The organism is Halopseudomonas sp. (assembly GCF_038130085.1).
Lineage (GTDB): Bacteria > Pseudomonadota > Gammaproteobacteria > Pseudomonadales > Pseudomonadaceae > Halopseudomonas.
The window spans coordinates 17,574-35,271 of the sequence record NZ_JAYPMU010000002.1; the positions used below are offsets into that span (position 1 = coordinate 17,574).

A 17,698-nucleotide genomic window follows, 5' to 3' on the forward strand; every position below is an offset into this window, starting at 1 on the left:
ACGAAAACGCCCGGCACTGGCCGGGCGTTCTTCTCTCTGCTGCTGCGAATTACTTGTGCAGGTGTTCGCAGGCGTGCAGGGTGTTTTCCAGCAGGCAGGCGCGGGTCATCGGGCCTACGCCACCCGGTACTGGGGTGATCCAGCTGGCACGCTCGGCCGCTGGGCCAAACTCGACGTCGCCAACCAGGCGGCCGTCGTCCATGCGGTTGATGCCCACATCAATCACGATTGCGCCAGGCTTGATCCATTCACCCTTCACTAGCCCCGGCTTGCCGGCAGCAACCACTACCAGATCCGAGCGACGGATATGGTCTTCGAGGTTCTTGGTAAAGCGGTGAGTCACGGTGGTGGTGCAGCCAGCCAGCAGCAGCTCCAGCGCCATGGGGCGACCAACGATGTTGGAGGCGCCAACGACCGTTGCATCCAGGCCATAGAGATCAACGCCAGTGCTCTTGAGTAGGCGAACGATACCCATTGGAGTGCAGGGGCGCAGCAGCGGCATGCGCTGGGCCAGGCGGCCAATGTTGTAAGGGTGGAAGCCATCGACGTCTTTATCGGGGCGGATACGCTCCAGCAGCTGGGAGGCTTCCAGGTGTGCCGGCAGCGGCAGCTGGACCAGAATGCCGTCGATCTCCGGATCGTCATTCAGGTTGTCGATCAGGTCGAGCAGCTCCTGCTGGCTGGTGGTTGCCGGCAGGTCGTGCGAACGGGACAGGAACCCGACTTCTTCGCAATCCTTGCGCTTGTGCGACACATAGACCTGCGAGGCTGGGTCGCTGCCGACCAGAATTACCGCCAGGCCCGGCAGGCGCTGACCGTTATTCTTGCGTTCGGTGACTTTGCTGGCGATTTCCTTGCGGAGGTTGGCGGCAATCTGCTTGCCATCAATGAGTTGGGCGTTCATGGGGTTCCTGACGCAGAAAAAAGTGGCGCTATTGTGGCACGCCGAACCCCGCGGAAAAAGGGCGAGCAGGGCAGGTTGTCGGAAAACCCCGATGACTGCGCTGAATCGTCGCGCCGATAGCCGCGAATAAATGAGGGAATCAGGATAACCTCCTCATGTGATTAAATTTTTTTGAAAGGGACGTTGACGTGGTGGGCGTCGCTAAGTATTATTCGCCCCGCTTCACAAACACAGCGACACCGGTTTGGAAGGCGACCAGGCAGCACCGAATGAGCGTCACAAGTTCACTCGGAAATCTGATCCCTAGCGGGTGATAGGTTGCACAGGGCGCCCGTAGCTCAGCTGGATAGAGCATCCGCCTTCTAAGCGGATGGTCGCAGGTTCGAGTCCTGCCGGGCGTGCCATTAAGGCAAGGCTGTGTTGGTCGAGAAGCATGTAGTGGTGGGCGTAGCTCAGTTGGTAGAGCACAGGATTGTGACTCCTGTTGTCGTGGGTTCGATCCCCATCGTCCACCCCACTTATTCAAGAAAATGCCAGGCACTGCCTGGCGTTTTCGTTTGAAGCGCTGCAAAGCGGACGTGGTGAAATTGGTAGACACACCAGATTTAGGTTCTGGCGCCGCGAGGTGTGAGAGTTCGAGTCTCTCCGTCCGCACCATATTGATGTACATGCTTGCTGCTGGATTGTGAGCAAGTGGCTTAAAAGCCGCCCTTCGGGGCGGCTTTTTTGTTTGCCTCTCAATTAAAGGGTGCTTCGGTATGTGGCGCTCTTTTGCTTCAGGGTGCGTCTTTGGTGTTCATCAGCGGGTCTCTTTGTGAAATACCGTTACGCGCTTTATCGCAGCGGTGATGACTTCTGTTATTCAAGCGACTAGAATGTCGACCCTTTGGAATTCACCAATAATCATTTTCTTTGTCTGTTGAACGAGGACTATCCATGCAAGTTTCGGTTGAAACCACTTCCGGCCTCGAGCGCCGTATGACCGTAGGCATTCCTGCCGATCGTATTGAAAACGAGGTCAACAAGCGTCTGCAGCAGACCGCCAAGCGCGCCCGCGTTGATGGTTTCCGTCCTGGCAAGGTGCCGATGAGCGTCATCCGCAAGCGCTTCGGTGCTTCCGCTCATCAGGAAGTTATCGGCGAAGTAATCCAGTCCTCCTTCTACGAAGCTGTCATGCAGGAAAAGCTGAACCCGGCCGGCGCGCCGAGCGTTGAGCCCAAGTCCATGGAAGCTGGCAAGGATTTCGAGTACATCGCTACTTTCGAAGTTTACCCGGAAGTCACCCTGGCTGGCTTTGAGGCCATCAGCGTTGAGCGTCCTGAGTCCGAAGTGACCGACGCTGACGTCGACACCATGCTGGAAACCCTGCGTAAGCAGAACACCCGCTTTGAAGCGGTTGAGCGTGCTGCCGAGAACGGTGACCAGGTCACCATCGACTTCGTCGGCAAGATCGACGGCGAGGCGTTCCAGGGTGGCACTGCCAACGGTACCAACCTGGTTCTGGGTTCTGGTCGCATGATCCCGGGCTTTGAAGAAGGTCTGGTTGGCGCGAAGGCAGGCGACAGCCTGACTCTGAACGTCACCTTCCCTGAGGACTATCAGAACCTGGATCTGGCTGGTAAAGCCGCCGAGTTCGAGACCACTGTTCAGGCCGTTGCTGCTCCGGCGCTGCCGGAACTGAACGACGAGTTCTTCGCTCAGTTTGGTGTTAACGAAGGCGGTCTGGAAGGCTTCCGCGCCGAAGTTCGCAAGAACATGGAGCGCGAACTGCGCCAGGCTATCAAGACCAAGGTCAAGGGCCAGGTCATGGACGGTCTGCTGAACACCAACACTGTTGAGGTGCCGAAGGCGCTGATTAGCACTGAAATCGACCGTCTGCGCGAGCAGGCAGTTCAGCAGTTCGGTGGTGCCAACATCCAGGCTAGCCAGCTGCCGGCGGAGCTGTTCGAAGAGCAGGCCAAGCGTCGCGTCAGCCTGGGTCTGATCGTTGCTGAAGTCGTCAAGCAAAACGACATCAAGCCGGACAACGATCGCGTTCGCGCCATGGTTGAAGAGCTGGCTTCCGCCTACCAAGAGCCGGAGCAGGTCATCAACTGGTACTACCAGAACGAACAGCAGCTGGGCGAAATCCAGTCGGTTGTGCTGGAAGAACAAGTCGTGGATACTGTGCTGCAGAAGGCGCAAGTGACTGATAAGAAAGTCGCTTATGAAGAGGCTGTGAAGCCGGCACAACCTGCTCAGGTTGAAGCTGGTGAGGCCGAGGAAGCTAAAGCAGACGAGTAATTCGCTGCTGCTTTCCGTAAACGCAAGCCAGCCTTCGGGCTGGCTTGTGCGTTTTTGCGACAAGCACATTCGGAGTGACAGGAATCCATGACCCAAAACAGCTTTATGCAGTTGCCCCCAGAAGTGAAGGCCGCAGGCGGCCTGGTCCCGATGGTGATCGAGCAGTCTGCTCGGGGTGAACGTTCCTATGACATTTATTCGCGGCTGCTGAAAGAGCGCGTGATCTTCCTCGTGGGTCAGGTGGAAGACTACATGGCCAATCTGGTTGTGGCGCAGCTGCTGTTCCTTGAGTCGGAAAATCCCGACAAGGACATCCACCTGTATATCAATTCGCCCGGCGGTTCCGTAACCGCAGGCATGGCGATTTACGACACCATGCAGTTCATCAAGCCCAACGTCAGCACCCTGTGTATTGGTCAGGCGTGCAGCATGGGCGCACTGCTGTTGGCTGGTGGCGCTGCTGGCAAGCGTTTCTGTCTGCCGCACGCGCGCATGATGATTCACCAGCCGCTGGGTGGCTTCCAGGGTCAGGCCTCTGACATCGAGATTCATGCCCGCGAGATCCTGTTCATTCGCGAGCGTCTGAACAAGGTGCTGGCGGATCATACCGGTCAGCCGCTCGACGTGATTGCGCGCGATACTGATCGCGACCGTTTCATGAGCGGTGCCGAGGCGGTGGAGTACGGTCTCATCGATCAGGTTCTGGAGTCCCGCTCCGGCGCTGAGTAAGGGTTGTTTAACGCCGGCGTGCCCTGTACGCCGTGCCTTAGCTGCAGGCGGGCGCGGTGTTGCATGACCGGTGCAAGTTGATCGGGTCGCACTTGCAAACTGGGGATAATGCCCCCATCTTTGTATTCGAGAGCGATTCAAGAGTAGGGGTTTTCGATGACCGATATGACTGGGAAGGGCGACGACAACGGCAAACTGCTGTATTGCTCCTTCTGCGGCAAGAGCCAGCATGAAGTGCGCAAGCTGATTGCCGGCCCCTCCGTGTTTATCTGCGATGAGTGCGTTGACCTGTGCAACGACATCATTCGCGAAGAAGTACAGGAAAGTCAGACCGAGAGCAGTCAGCAGAAGCTGCCGACGCCGGTCGAGATCTGCTCGATTCTGGACCAGTACGTGATTGGTCAGCAGCGCGCCAAGAAGGTGCTGTCTGTGGCGGTCTACAACCACTACAAGCGTTTGAATCAGCGTCAGGGCAAGGACGACGTTGAACTCGGCAAGAGTAACATCCTGCTGATCGGGCCGACTGGCTCGGGTAAAACGCTGCTCGCCGAAACGCTGGCGCGCTTGTTGAACGTCCCCTTTACCATCGCCGACGCGACCACCCTGACCGAAGCCGGTTACGTGGGTGAAGACGTTGAGAACATCATTCAGAAGTTGCTGCAGAAGTGCGATTACGATGTGGAGAAGGCCCAGATGGGTATCGTCTACATCGACGAAATCGACAAGATTTCGCGCAAGTCTGACAACCCCTCGATCACTCGTGATGTGTCGGGTGAGGGGGTGCAGCAGGCACTGCTGAAGCTGATTGAAGGCACCGTTGCCTCCGTTCCGCCGCAGGGTGGCCGCAAGCATCCGCAGCAGGAGTTTCTGCAGGTAGATACCCGCAACATCCTGTTCATTTGTGGTGGTGCGTTTGCCGGCCTGGAGAAGGTCATCCGTGATCGTTCCGAGAAGAGCGGTATCGGCTTTAACGCGACTGTCCGCAGTAAGGATGCCGGCAAGAAAGTCGGTGACACCCTGAAGGATGTCGAGCCGGACGATCTGGTACGTTTTGGTCTGATTCCGGAATTCGTTGGTCGTCTGCCGGTTATCGCGACGCTGAACGAGCTGGATGAAGATGCACTTATTCAGATTCTGACCGAGCCGAAGAACGCGCTGACCAAGCAATATGCGCGTCTTTTCGATATGGAAGACGTGGAGCTGGAATTCCGTACCGATGCGCTGAAGGCGATTGCCTCCCGTGCGCTGGAGCGTAAAACTGGCGCCCGTGGCCTGCGCTCCATTCTGGAAAGCGTGCTGCTGGAAACCATGTACGAAATCCCCTCTGCTGAGAACGTCAGCAAGGTGGTCATCGATGAAAACGTCATCAGTGGCGACGCCAAGCCGCTGCTGATCTATGAGACGCCGGAGCAGCCGCCCAAGGCTGTACCGGAAGACTGATCGTCGATGTTGCGACGCCGCCCCCGGGCGGCGTTGTTGTTTCCGGGCTGCTGTTCTGCAACCTGTTTGTCATTGATGCTGTTCCCGCGCTTGTAATTTTCCGCAGCAGCCCCCATGTTGAAACCATGACTTCTACACGTATCGGTGCCGCATTGCAGGGTACCCTTCACCGAGCGAGCCTCTGCCATGACGACTTCTAGCGAATTCCCGCTCCTGCCACTGCGTGATGTAGTGGTGTATCCCCATATGGTCATCCCGCTGTTTGTCGGGCGTGACAAATCCATTCAGGCGCTCGATGCGGCCATGTCGGCCAACAAGCAAGTGCTGCTGGTCGCCCAGCGTGACCCCGGTGATGATGATCCGAGCCGCGACGGCCTTTACGAGATGGGCACCCTGGCAACCATCCTTCAGCTGTTGAAGCTACCCGACGGCACGGTGAAAGTGCTGGTCGAGGGTGAGCGTCGTGCGCGCATTACCGAGCTGGATGATATCGACGGTTATCAGCGAGCCGACGTTGAGCTGCTGGACGATTCTGAGTTGGACGAGCGCGAGGCTGAAGTGCTTGTGCGTAGCCTGATGAGCCAGTTCGAGCAGTTCGTTCAGCTTGGCAAGAAGGTTCCTGCGGAGGTCGTTTCTTCGCTCTCGAGCATTGATGAGCCCGGTCGCCTAGTCGATACCATGGCAGCGCATCTGTCGCTGAAGCTGGACGAGAAGCAGAAGATTCTGGAAATCCTGCCGCTGCGTGATCGCGTTGAGCATGTGCTTGGCGTGCTTGATGGCGAGATTGATCTGCTGCAGGTCGAGAAGCGCATCCGTGGCCGCGTCAAGAAGCAGATGGAGCGCAGTCAGCGCGAGTACTACCTTAACGAACAGATGAAGGCCATCCAGAAGGAGATGGGCAATCTGGAGGACGGCCACAGCGAATTTGACGACCTGCGCCGCAAGATCGACGAGGCGGGCATGACCGAAGAGGCGCTGGCCAAGGCCAACGCTGAGTTGAACAAGCTGAAGATGATGTCGCCGATGTCGGCCGAGGCCACGGTTGTGCGCTCCTACATCGATTGGCTGACGGCTGTGCCGTGGAAGAAGGCGACCAAGGTCAAGCACGATATCCAGCGCGCCGAGAAGGTGCTGGAGACCGATCACTATGGCCTGGAAGAGGTCAAAGAGCGCATTCTCGAGTATTTGGCGGTGCAGAAGCGGGTACGTAAGCTGAAAGGCCCCGTGCTGTGTCTGGTGGGCCCTCCGGGCGTTGGTAAGACATCCCTGGGCGAGTCTCTGGCGCGTGCCACCAATCGTGAGTTCGTGCGTATGGCGTTGGGTGGGGTGCGTGATGAGGCCGAGATCCGCGGTCACCGCCGTACCTACATCGGTTCGATGCCTGGCAAGTTGATTCAGAAGATGACCAAAGCAGGGGTGAAGAACCCGCTGTTTTTGCTCGACGAAATCGACAAAATGGGTCAGGACATGCGCGGCGATCCGTCGTCGGCGCTGCTCGAGGTTCTGGATCCGGAACAGAATCACGCGTTCAACGATCACTACCTGGAAGTGGATTACGACCTGTCTGACGTGATGTTCATCTGTACTTCCAACTCGATGAACATTCCCGCGCCGCTGCTGGACCGGATGGAGATCATCCGTATTCCGGGCTACACCGAAGACGAGAAGATCAACATTGCCCAGCGTTATCTCGTGCCGAAGCAGACCAAGAATAACGGTCTCAAGAAGGACGAGTTGACGTTCACTCTGGAGTCGCTCCGCGACCTGATTCGTTACTACACCCGTGAGGCAGGCGTGCGTGGCCTGGAGCGCCAAATCGCCAAGGTTTGCCGCAAGGTGGTCAAGGAGCAGTCTGCTGAGCGCAAGCCCAAGCCGGTGGTGCTGGATGAGGCGTTGCTTGAACACTACCTGGGTGTACGCAAGTTCAAGTACGGTCTGGCCGAGGAGAGCGATCAGGTTGGTCAGGTAACGGGCCTGGCCTGGACCCAGGTTGGCGGCGAGTTGCTCAGCCTGGAGGCCGTTGTGGTGCCGGGTAAGGGGCGCCAGATCAAGACCGGTTCGCTTGGCGACGTTATGCAGGAATCGATCAGTGCTGCGCTGACCGTGGTGCGTAGCCGTGCTGCCAGCCTTGGTATTGCGGCTGATTTTCACGAGAAAAACGACATTCACATCCACGTGCCGGAGGGCGCCACACCGAAGGACGGCCCGAGTGCAGGCATTGGTATGTGCACCGCACTGGTGTCGGCGCTGACCGGTATCCCGGTGCGCGCAGATGTCGCTATGACCGGCGAAATTGCGCTGCGGGGGCAGGTTCTGCCCATTGGTGGCCTGAAGGAAAAACTGCTGGCTGCGCACCGCGGTGGCATCCGTACCGTGATCATTCCGCACGACAATGTGCGTGACCTGAAGGAGATTCCCGAGAAGATCCGCCAGGATATCGAGATCAAACCGGTAAAATGGATTGACGAAGTGTTGGCTATTGCGCTGCAATACTCGCCGGAGCCCTTGAAAGAAGGGGTTGAAGAGATGGTGGCAAAGGATGACAATCGCGAGACTGATGAAAAGGGACGCATCAGTACTCACTGATAAGACCATCAGAGTTTGGTGGGTGATGGATTCCGCTGTGGATGCTTTCACTGACCCGTCCAGAGCGCCGATGGCGCTCCTTGACACGGTTTTTGACCGCTTGCTATAAAGCGGCTTCGACCTAAGCAGGTATGCTGACTGGCCACAGCTTTGCTAAGACCAAAAGCTTACATAATGACTAACAACTCATTGAACTAGATAAGGGGACTTAGAGTGAACAAGTCTGAACTGATTGATGCCATCGCCGCATCTGCCGATATTCCGAAAGCTGCTGCCGGTCGTGCTCTGGACGCCGTCATCGACTCCATCACTGGTGCGCTGAAGGATGGTGATTCGGTTGTTCTGGTAGGTTTCGGTACTTTCGCAGTTAAAGAGCGTGCAGCTCGCACTGGTCGCAACCCGCAGACCGGTCAGCCGATCGAGATCAGCGCAGCCAAGATCCCCAGCTTCAAGGCTGGCAAGGCTCTCAAGGACGCTGTTAACTGATCGCGTCCCTGATCTGATGTGACACGTCCGCAGCTTTGCGGATGTGCTACGGGACCGATGACCAGTTCGCCAGCGATGGCCTCTCGAGTCGGCCCCGACAGTTACCAGAAAGGCGCATCAACCTGATGCGCCTTTTTTGTTGGACAAATAAAAAAGCGACGCCGGAACCATTCCGGAGGCCGATGGCCTTAAAGTCGTATTCTGCAGACGCTTCGGGGGCATGATGCTGCAAACAATGAGGGACAATGCACAGAGCTGGGTCGCCAAGGTGATCGTCGGCATCATCGTGCTGATTTTTGCGCTGACCGGATGGGAGTCCATCAACCGCTTTACCAACAAAGCGGACGAAGCAGCCGAGGTCAACGGTGAACCGATCTCCCGGCTTGAGCTTGAGCAGGCAGTCGCCCTGCAGCGCCGCCAATTGATGCAACAGCTTCAGCAGATGGGCGGCCAGTTTGATCCGAGCATGATCGATGAGGCGTTCCTGCGCAGTACTGTGCTGGACGGCATGATCGAGCGTGCGGTGCTGATTCAGGGTGCCAAGGATGCCGGCTTCCAGATTTCTGATCAGATGATCGACCAGTTGATTCTGACTCAGCCCGACTTTCAGGTTGACGGCAAGTTCGACGCCAACCGCTTTGATGTAGTGATTCGCAACATGGGCATGCCGTCGCGCATGGCCTTCCGTGACCTGGTTCGTCAGCAGCTGCTGATCACCCAGTATCGCAATGGCTATGAAGCCACTGCCTTTGCAACGCCGCTGGAAAGTAAGCAGTTGGCTGCGCTGGAAAATCAGACCCGTGACTTCGCAGCGCTGGCAATCCCGGTTGGTGAGGCCAATGGCGAGATCAGCGATGCCGAGGTTGAAGATTTCTACAATGCCAACGCTCAGCAGTTCATGACGCCAGAACGCGTTGTACTGGAGACGTTGACGCTGTCGCGCAAGGATTTCTTTGATCAGGTTGAGGTTGACGACGAGGCCGTTCAGCAGCTGTATGAGCGTGAAATCGGCAACCTGGCTGAGCAGCGTCGTGCGTCACATATCCTGGTCGAGGTAGGCGATGACGAGGCGGCGGCAAAGGCGCGTATTGATGAAGCGGCTGCCCGCATCGCTGCAGGCGAAGACTTTGCCAAGGTGGCTGAAGAGCTGTCTGACGATACCGGTAGCTCCCGTGATGGTGGTGACCTGGGTTACATCGTCAAGGGTAGCTTTGACGAGGCGTTCGACGATGCGCTGTTTGCTTTGCAGCCGGGTGAAGTCTCTGCACCGGTGCGCACCAGCTATGGTTTTCAGTTGGTCAAGCTGACCGACCTGAAGGCGCCTGAGGTACCCTCGCTGGACTCCATGCGTGATCAGCTGGTTCAGGAGCTGAAGGCCGAGCAGGTTGAGCGTCGCTTCGTGGATGCATCGCAGCAACTGGCGAACCTGGCTCACGAGGCGGCTGATCTGGTTGAGCCAGCTGCGGCGCTGGGGCTGACGATTGAGACTCTGGGTCCGGTTGAGCGTCTGGGCGGTGAAGGTCTGGCGGCCAATCCGAAGGTCATGAACGCCGCGTTCAGCGAGGAAGTGTTGGATAACGGCTTTAACAGCGACCTGATCGAGCTGGATGCCGATACTGTTGTGGTGGTCCGAGTGAAGCAGCATCTGACCCCTGAGCAGCGTCCTCTGGCTGACGTGAGCGCTGATATTCGCACTCAGCTGGCGAACAGCAAGGCCGATCAGGCTGCAGCGGCGCAAGCCGAGCAACTGGTTGAGCAGCTGCGCTCGCAAACCCTGTCTGGAGATGCGGCAGCCGAGCAGCTGGGCTCCGAGTGGCAGCAGCACGAAGCAGTTGGCCGCGGCACAAATCAGGTTGACCAAGCGCTGCTGCGCAACGTGTTCGCCATGCCCAAGCCTGCGTCCGATCAGCCGGTGTATGCCAGCTTCAAGCGTGCCGCCGGTGGGTACTGGCTGGTCAAGCTGAACGGTGTTGCTGTTGCTGAGGATGTGCAGTCGGCTGATGGTGCGAGCGATCAGTACAGTCTGTTCGTTGCTGGCCAGTCGGGCCAGCAGGACTTCGCCGCTGCTCAGCAACAACTGCGCAGTGAGGCCGAGATCGAGCGCTACTAAGCGAGCGGTCGCGGTTGTTGAAGAAAGGCGCTTCGGCGCCTTTTTTCATGTCTGCTGTTTGCGCTGTGGGGCAGTAAGGTCCTGCGGGGCGGATCTTTGCGCATAAAAAAGCCGCTGCGACCATCGGGGGAGTCGCAGCGGCAAGTCCAGGCAAATCGCGTGGGGGGCCTGGATGGAGCGGGATTACTTCAGAGCGATGGTGTAGCTCAGGATCAGACGGTTCTCGTCGATGTCACGGGTTGCGTCGGAGCGGACCATCGCATTGCGCCAGCGCACGGCCAGGTTCTTGAACGTGCCGCTCTGAACGGTGTAGCTGACGTCAATGTCGCGCTCCCATTCACTACCTTCGTTGCCGGCAACCTGGAAGTTATCGCCGGTCACATAGCGAGCAAAGGCGCTCAGACCCGGGACACCGAGGGAGGCAAAGTTGATGTCATAACGCGCCTGCCAGGACTGTTCCTCGGCACGGGTGAAGTCGAGGATCTGCACGTAGTTGACGACGTAGGGATCGGTTTCGGTCAGGTAGGGGAAAGCGGTGTCACCGTCGCTGTCTTGGTAGCCAACCCGGAAGGTGTGTGGGCCAGTCGCGGCTGACAGTGTCAGTGAGGTCAGCTGGTGATCAATGTCCAGCGGCTGATTGCCGTCATCGCTGCTGTCAAACCAGGCGAGGTTGACACCGAGCTTCCAGTTGCCGACCGGCTGAGTGTGAATCAGGTTGACCAGGTTCTGGTTGTAGACGTCCTGCAGCTCCGAGCGCCACAGGCCGATAGTGGTGTTCTTGCTGTTGAAGGCGTAGCTGCCGCCAAGATAGTTGAAGCGGTCGGATGCACCACCAACAGTGGAGCGGATGTCCTCGCGATCGCTGCTGTTGCGGTAGTTCACTTCACGGAGCTGGCCGGCTTGGATGTCGAGGTTCTCGATTTCGTTTATCGAGAGGCTGGCGCCAGTGAAACTCTGCGGCAGCAGGCGTGAGTCGCCGGAGCTGGCGATTGGCAGCTTGGGCATCAGCCCGCCAACCTTGAGCACAGTGTTCGACAGACGCGCCTTGAGAGCGGCAGTCGCCTCACTGTAGTGGCCCTTGCCTTCATCGCCAAAGCTGTTGGCCAGCAACCCGGAACCCGCGCGCTCGTCGTCTGAATCCAGCTTGAGGCCCAAGCCGGCATAGACGTCAACACCGAACCCCAGTGCGCCCTGGGTGTAGCCGGATTCAGCTTTGAAGATAAAGCCTTGGGCCCATTCCTCCGCCTTGGACTGTGCGCCGGGGTCTCTGAGATCGCGATTGAAGTAGAAATTGCGCAGTTGCAGTGACGCGGTAGCATCGTCAGCGAATCCGGCAGCCTGGGTCTGGCTGCAGGCGATCGCCGCGGTGACGGCAAGCGCAAGGGGAGTCACATGCTTCATTGTTATTCTCCTGATGTGAAGGGGGGCATGGGTCATGCCGAGGGAAATAAAGCATGAGGCTGCGCGCCTGACCTTACGACCATCGTCGAACTGTCATGCGTTTGTCGTGAAACTGCAGTGAAGCGTCTGGCGCGAGGGCTCTGTTTTGAGGGTTGCAGGGCGCCTGCTCTATGCGTGAGAGGCGCCCTGTACTTTAGTCTAATGCGGCTGTAATCAGGACATGCCGTTGGTGAAGGCGGGGTTGCTCATGTCAATCAGAGGGCGGATGCCAGCCAGTGCGCGGGTGTAATGCAGCAGCACGTCGAGGTTGTAATCCAGGCGTTGGCGCAGGCGCTCGTCGGCCTGAGACTCGGGTTCATCGCCGTTCATGACGTGGTTTACGTCGCGCACGATCAAGTGTTCCGGGATGTAGCACAGACGGCAATTCTTGTAGCTCGAGGCGCGTAGCTCGCTGATTGGAAAGGCGCCGCCAACACCGGCGGAGATGGCTCCGAGCATGGCGGGCTTATGCGCCAATTGGGCCTTGCTGGCATAGATGAAGAAGTTCTTGATCGCGGGACAGGCCATCCCGTGCCACTCCGGCGCCAGGATGATGGCTGCGTCTGCTGCGCTCAACAACGTTTCGTACTCGCTCCAAGGACCGTTGTCGTCGGCCGGCCACAAGGGTAGCGGCTGTTTGCCCAAGTCGATGATGGACACCGCTTCGGCAGCGAGCGCGTGCTTGTTGATCAGGGTCGTGCGAATGAAGTCGGCGACTTTGGCAGTCTGACTGTCCGTGCGGCTGCTGCCGGCGACGATGACGATTCGATGCATGGTGGGCCTCGACAAGTTGATTGGAGGGGTACTGTACCTGATATGACCGATTGGCTGCCTTTGGTCAGTGGTCTTTGACAGCAGCAGGGGAGTGGGGCAGAGTACGCGGCCTTCGGGGCGCCACGCGTGGCGTGCGGTTGTGGGGCTTGCTGCAAAGGGGCGGCGAGCGACATGCAGATGGGGAGTCAGAAATGAATGCAGTAGTAGCGGCGGTGGCCGTGATGCTGGTACTCAGCCTGTGCCGTGTGCACGTGGTGGTTGCGTTGATTTTCGGTGCGCTGACCGGCGGCCTGCTGGGCGGCCTGGGCCTGGAAACCACGCTGAGCACGTTTCAATCGGGTTTGGGCAAAGGGGCGAATATCGCTCTGAGCTACGCGCTGTTGGGCGCCTTTGCCGTCGCAATTGCCAAGTCGGGCCTGGCCCATGCCCTGGCAGACAAGGGGTTGACGCTGGTCGATAGCCGTCGTGATGGTGGTGGCGCCGTACTGAAGCTGATGCTGTTGCTGGTGCTGCTGGGCGTCGCTATCTCGTCGCAGAATATCCTGCCTATTCATATCGCGTTCATTCCGCTGCTGGTGCCGCCGCTGCTGTTTGTCATGGCGCGTCTGAAGCTGGATCGTCGCGCAGTGGCCTGTGTGCTGACCTTCGGTCTTATTACGCCTTACATGTTCCTGCCGGTCGGCTTTGGCGGGATCTTCCTCAATGACATTCTGCTGGCCAATGTGGCCGAAAGCGGTGTGGTGGTTGAGGGCGTTAACGTAATGCATGCGATGGCACTGCCGGCGCTGGGCATGCTGTTTGGCCTGCTGGTTGCCGTGTTCGTCAGTTACCGCAAGCCGCGTCAATACGACGAGAACCTTATCAGTGAAGTCGAGCGCGCTGAGGCCAGCTACAACCCGATGTCGCTGCTGGTTGCTCTGGGTGCGGTGGTTGCCGCGTTCGTTATCCAGCTCTGGCTGGACTCGATGATCATGGGGGCGCTGGCCGGTTTTGTGATCTTCTCGGTATCCGGTGTCGTGCGCTGGCGCGAGGCCGATGGTGTGTTTACCGAAGGCATGAAGATGATGGCCATGATCGGCTTTATCATGATCGCCGCGGCGGGCTTTGCCGAGGTCATGCGCGCCACCGGTGCGATTGCGACGCTGGTCGACAGCTCTGCCGCGATGATTGGCGATAATCGGGCACTGGCCGCGCTGCTGATGCTGCTGGTCGGTCTGCTGATTACCATGGGCATCGGTTCGTCGTTCTCGACCATTCCGATCATTGCCGCCATTTATGTACCGTTGGCGATGCACCTGGGCTTTAGTCCGGCCGCGATTGTTGCGCTGGTCGGTACTGCGGCGGCGCTGGGTGATGCAGGCTCCCCGGCTTCTGACTCGACCCTTGGTCCGACCGCAGGCCTGAACGTGGACGGCCAGCACAACCACATTTGGGACACCGTGGTGCCCACCTTCATCCACTACAACCTGCCGCTGATCATCTTCGGCTGGATTGCGGTGATGGTGCTCTGAGGCATTGAGGTACAAAAAAAGCCCTGCCGGTTTACCGGCAGGGCTTTTTTTATGCCGTTGATCTGGCGGCTCAGACCCTGAAGCGACGCACCAGCTCGTCGATCTGTCGGCCCAGGCTTGCCAGATGCTGGCCGGCCTGTGCGGTTTCGCGGGCGCCATCGGTGGTCTCGCGGGCCAGTTCGGCAGCCTCTGTGACGTTGCGGTTGACGTCCTCTACCACGGTCGACTGCTGGGTAGTCGCGCTGGCGATGGAGGCATTGAGCGCAACCAGTTGCTGCATCGACTGGGCGATCTGTTCCAGCGCAGCGCCGGCCTCGTTAACCTGATCCACACTGGCCTGTGAGTGGCGGCTGCTGTCGTTGATAACCCCAACCACGGTCTGGGTGTTGGTCTGCAGCTTGCTGATCATGTTGTGAATTTCTTCGGTCGACTGCTGGGTGCGCTGGGCGAGGTTGCGGACCTCGTCGGCGACCACTGCAAAACCGCGGCCCATCTCGCCGGCACGAGCTGCTTCGATGGCGGCGTTCAACGCCAGCAGATTGGTCTGCTCGGCGATGTTGCGGATGACATCCAGTACCTGGGTGATCTCCTGCGCATCGCTCGACAGCGTTTCCATGTGCTTGACGGCAGTGTTGACGCTATCGGACAGCAGGCGAATTTCGTGGATCGTCTTCTCAACCTGCTGACGGCCGTTGTCTGCACCCTGATTGGCGTTCTCGACCTCTTGCGCTGCGGCGTTGGCGTTCTGGGCTACGTCTTGCACACCGTAGGTGATCTCGTTAACTGCGGTGGCCATCAACTCCATGCGCTCGGACTGGTGGCTCATGTCGCTCAGACTCTTGTTGCTGATCTGGTCCAGTTGGTGGCTGGAGCTGATCAGCTGGCGAGCGCTGTCGCCCAGCTGACCGATGATGTCGGCCAGATTGCGGTTGAAGCGGTTGAAGTAACTGGCAATCTGCGACAGCTCATCACGGGCGTCGTCGTCCAGGCGACGGGTCAGGTCAGCTTCACCGCTGGCGATGCCGCGCATGGCGTTGACCACCTTGTCCAAAGGCTGCGAGATGCTGCGGCCAATGATGAACAGCAGGAGGAACATCACGCCGATCACGAGTGTGCTGACCACCAGTGAGGTGATAACCGCGTCGCGGAACTTGGCCTGCATGGCATCCACGTAGATGCCGGTGCCGACCATGTAGTCCCACGGCTTGAAGTGTTTGAATGCAGCAATCTTTTGCGAGCCGTCCTCTTCGCCCGGCTTGGGCCAGGAGTACTGGAAGCTGGCGGTGCCCTCAGCGCGGGCCTTGCGAACCATCTCGGCAATCACATTGACGCCGTCCTGGTTCTGCATGGTGGAGAGATCGGTGCCGACGGTTTGCGGCGCGAGCGGGTGCATGATCATGATGTTATTCATGTCATTGACCCAGTAATATTCGTTGCCGTCGTAACGCAGTGCGGCAAGGGCGCTCAAGGCCTCCTTGCGTGCTTGGTCGCCGGTCAGCTCACCGTTGAGTTCTTTCTGGTGGTAGAACGCCATCAGGTCATGGGCAACCTCGACAAGGTGGGTTGCCTTGACGATTTCGCCGTCACGGATTTCCCGATGCAGATGGGAGAGGGAGATGCCTTCCGTTGTCAGGGTACTGGCCAGTGCGATAATCAGGATCAGCCAGATCCGCTGACTGATACGAATGTTGCGCAACAGCTTCATGTAACCTCCACGCGCCTAATGGTCGTGTCTATTATTTTTGTGATGCCGGCAGCGAATACTGTTCGCATTGGCTTGTCTCATTGTCGGCCGATGCCGTCAAAACCTGAGCGGTATTTTTTCGTCATCGGTGCTGGCGATTTGACTGCATGCAGGCGGGGCTTGCAAGGGGTTATCTGTTTTTGTGATCTTTACTCATAAGGAGCGCGGTGTGTGCGCTCTATTTCGCCGGCTGCGAGGCTGGTGCCCAATCAATGTTAAGGGTGTCTCATGCGGTCAGTAGTGAAGGTGGCGGGTCTTTCGGTTGGACTGTTGATGGCTGTGATTGGCGCTGGCGCCGCGCAGGCCGCAGACGACGCTGTGCAGTTCGGTCCTAGGGTGGTTGGCTGGATCGAGAAGGGTTTGATTCTGCCGGAGTACACAGCGGTCAAAATCAAGGTCGATTCCGGGGCGCTGACGTCCTCCATGCACGCGGTTAATCTGGAGGAGTTTGAGCATCTGGGCCACGATTGGGTGCGCTACGACGTGCCGGTACGCGACGCCGATACCAACGAGATGGTCACCATGCATTTTGAGCGCCCGGTATTTCGGCGCATTCTTGTGCGGGGTGCAGGTGGGTCCGATCGTCGACCGGTGGTGAAAATGTCGATCTGCATGGGCGACCGGGTCTACGAAGAGCAGTTTTCACTGCGTGACCGCGGCGACATGAACTACCCGGTGCTGATTGGCCGCCGCACTATTGAGCACGTTGGTTTGATCGATGTATCCAAGACGTTCATGCACAAACCGAGCTGCACGGAAGAGGATTACGACGAGGAGCGGCAGCGCCAGCACGACCGTGAGGAGAAGGGGGCAGGCAATCAGCCGGCCGAGACCGGCGAGGCGGATGCCTGAAAACAGATCGGCCGCCTTGCTGGCGGCCGATTTGCGTTACCACATGAGGTCGTCTGGGATCTCATAGCCAGCGTAAGGGTCATCCTCGGCGGCGGTTTCCTTTTTCACTTCAGCGATATGCACCGGCCAATGCGGCACGCGTTCGCGGACCTTTTCCGCGATCTCAAGCGGAATCAGGACAAAGCCGCCTGACAGGCGAGTAATGCCGAGGCGGCCGCGGCTGAGCAGACCGAACTGTTCTTCGGTAACGTGGATCTTCTTGATCTTGTTCTTGCTGACGAACTGATAGGGCGTTTCGCCGCCGGCACGATCAACCACGTTCTGTTCGATCATCTGTTTCGCCTGGGCCTCGGCGGCCTTGCGCGCGGCCTCCGCTTCGCGCTGCTGGTTCAGCTCGCGGTCGCGTTCAGCTTTCTGTTCGCGGGCTTTCTGGGCGGCACTGGGGCCGTTGTCGCCGGGTGGCTGGGCCTTGGCTTCTTTCTTTTTGGCGCGCTGCGCCTGCTTGAGTTTCTTCTCGTCGACCAGTCCGGCCTTGAGCAGTTGAGCTTGCAGTGAATTGACCATGGTTTGTCAGCGTCGTAATCATGCGGCGCCGCGGTGGCGGCACCTGGTTGAAGTCTGGCGTTACAGGCGCCTAGTCTACCGCGTTGTTCAGCGCTTTTCTTCCTCGGCTTCCTCAGCCTTGAGCTGCGCTTCGCGGGCCTTGACCTTGGCCAAGGTCTCGGGGCTTACCCGGTTACTGCCGGCATTGTCGCGCAGCAGAAGCAGGCTGCCGATCACGCTGCCGAACGCGAGCGCCATGAACAGCCATCCATACCAAGGCATGGGAATCTCCTTGA

The 17,698-nt window shown here is 58.6% G+C and carries 14 protein-coding genes and 3 tRNA genes; 11 read left to right on the plus strand and 6 right to left on the minus strand.

Translation table 11 applies throughout. The features are described 5' to 3' along the window. Positions 1–49: 49 nt before the first annotated feature. Complete coding sequence (gene folD / locus AAFM31_RS01650) at positions 50–904, minus strand: bifunctional methylenetetrahydrofolate dehydrogenase/methenyltetrahydrofolate cyclohydrolase FolD (RefSeq protein ID WP_341706161.1); 855 nt, start codon at positions 902–904, stop codon at positions 50–52. A gap of 327 nt (positions 905–1,231) precedes the next feature. Here folD and AAFM31_RS01655 point away from each other — a divergent pair. From AAFM31_RS01655 to AAFM31_RS01695, 9 genes are all read left to right on the plus strand, one after another. After that, positions 1,232–1,308: transfer RNA gene (locus AAFM31_RS01655), tRNA-Arg, on the plus strand. A 37-nt stretch (positions 1,309–1,345) separates the two neighbouring features. Then, positions 1,346–1,421, plus strand: a tRNA-His gene (locus AAFM31_RS01660). A 55-nt stretch (positions 1,422–1,476) separates the two neighbouring features. Then, positions 1,477–1,561, plus strand: a tRNA-Leu gene (locus AAFM31_RS01665). Between the two features lie 279 nt (positions 1,562–1,840). Then, a complete protein-coding gene (gene tig, locus AAFM31_RS01670; RefSeq protein WP_341706162.1) occupies positions 1,841–3,187 on the plus strand; it encodes a trigger factor in 1,347 nt (448 codons plus the stop codon). Positions 3,188–3,274: 87 nt separating this feature from the next. Then, complete coding sequence (gene clpP / locus AAFM31_RS01675; protein ID WP_341706163.1) at positions 3,275–3,916, plus strand: ATP-dependent Clp endopeptidase proteolytic subunit ClpP; 642 nt, start codon at positions 3,275–3,277, stop codon at positions 3,914–3,916. A gap of 156 nt (positions 3,917–4,072) precedes the next feature. Then, positions 4,073–5,356: an ATP-dependent Clp protease ATP-binding subunit ClpX gene (gene clpX, locus AAFM31_RS01680; RefSeq protein ID WP_341706164.1), complete on the plus strand. Its 1,284-nt coding sequence runs from the start codon at positions 4,073–4,075 to the stop codon at positions 5,354–5,356. Positions 5,357–5,542: 186 nt separating this feature from the next. Beyond that, on the plus strand, positions 5,543–7,942 hold the full coding sequence (gene lon, locus AAFM31_RS01685; RefSeq protein ID WP_341706165.1) for an endopeptidase La: 2,400 nt from the start codon (positions 5,543–5,545) through the stop codon (positions 7,940–7,942). A gap of 213 nt (positions 7,943–8,155) precedes the next feature. Next, complete coding sequence (hupB, locus tag AAFM31_RS01690; protein WP_088274022.1) at positions 8,156–8,428, plus strand: nucleoid-associated protein HU-beta; 273 nt, start codon at positions 8,156–8,158, stop codon at positions 8,426–8,428. Positions 8,429–8,651: 223 nt separating this feature from the next. Further along, positions 8,652–10,538 carry a SurA N-terminal domain-containing protein gene (locus tag AAFM31_RS01695; RefSeq protein WP_341706392.1) on the plus strand — a complete coding sequence of 629 codons (1,887 nt, stop codon included), beginning with the start codon at positions 8,652–8,654 and terminating at the stop codon, positions 10,536–10,538. Positions 10,539–10,721: 183 nt separating this feature from the next. Here AAFM31_RS01695 and AAFM31_RS01700 read toward each other — a convergent pair whose 3' ends face one another. Continuing rightward, positions 10,722–11,939: an OprD family porin gene (locus AAFM31_RS01700; RefSeq protein WP_341706166.1), complete on the minus strand. Its 1,218-nt coding sequence runs from the start codon at positions 11,937–11,939 to the stop codon at positions 10,722–10,724. Between the two features lie 213 nt (positions 11,940–12,152). Further along, entirely contained in the window at positions 12,153–12,752 is a 600-nt protein-coding gene (locus AAFM31_RS01705; protein ID WP_341706167.1) for an NAD(P)H-dependent oxidoreductase, read from the minus strand. 191 nt (positions 12,753–12,943) lie between these two features. Between AAFM31_RS01705 and AAFM31_RS01710 the strand changes: the two genes are divergently transcribed. Continuing rightward, on the plus strand, positions 12,944–14,263 hold the full coding sequence (locus AAFM31_RS01710; protein WP_341706168.1) for a Na+/H+ antiporter NhaC family protein: 1,320 nt from the start codon (positions 12,944–12,946) through the stop codon (positions 14,261–14,263). Positions 14,264–14,333: 70 nt separating this feature from the next. Here the strand turns inward: AAFM31_RS01710 and AAFM31_RS01715 are convergent, their stop codons facing one another. Next, a complete protein-coding gene (locus tag AAFM31_RS01715; protein ID WP_341706169.1) occupies positions 14,334–15,968 on the minus strand; it encodes a methyl-accepting chemotaxis protein in 1,635 nt (544 codons plus the stop codon). Positions 15,969–16,235: 267 nt separating this feature from the next. Between AAFM31_RS01715 and AAFM31_RS01720 the strand changes: the two genes are divergently transcribed. Continuing rightward, positions 16,236–16,859, plus strand: a complete 624-nt coding sequence (locus AAFM31_RS01720) for an ATP-dependent zinc protease (protein WP_341706170.1) — start codon at positions 16,236–16,238, stop codon at positions 16,857–16,859. Positions 16,860–16,895: 36 nt separating this feature from the next. Here AAFM31_RS01720 and AAFM31_RS01725 read toward each other — a convergent pair whose 3' ends face one another. Next, on the minus strand, positions 16,896–17,423 hold the full coding sequence (locus tag AAFM31_RS01725; RefSeq protein WP_341706171.1) for a DUF2058 domain-containing protein: 528 nt from the start codon (positions 17,421–17,423) through the stop codon (positions 16,896–16,898). A gap of 87 nt (positions 17,424–17,510) precedes the next feature. Next, positions 17,511–17,684, minus strand: a complete 174-nt coding sequence (locus AAFM31_RS01730) for a DUF2897 family protein (protein WP_341706172.1) — start codon at positions 17,682–17,684, stop codon at positions 17,511–17,513. Positions 17,685–17,698 lie beyond the last annotated feature (14 nt).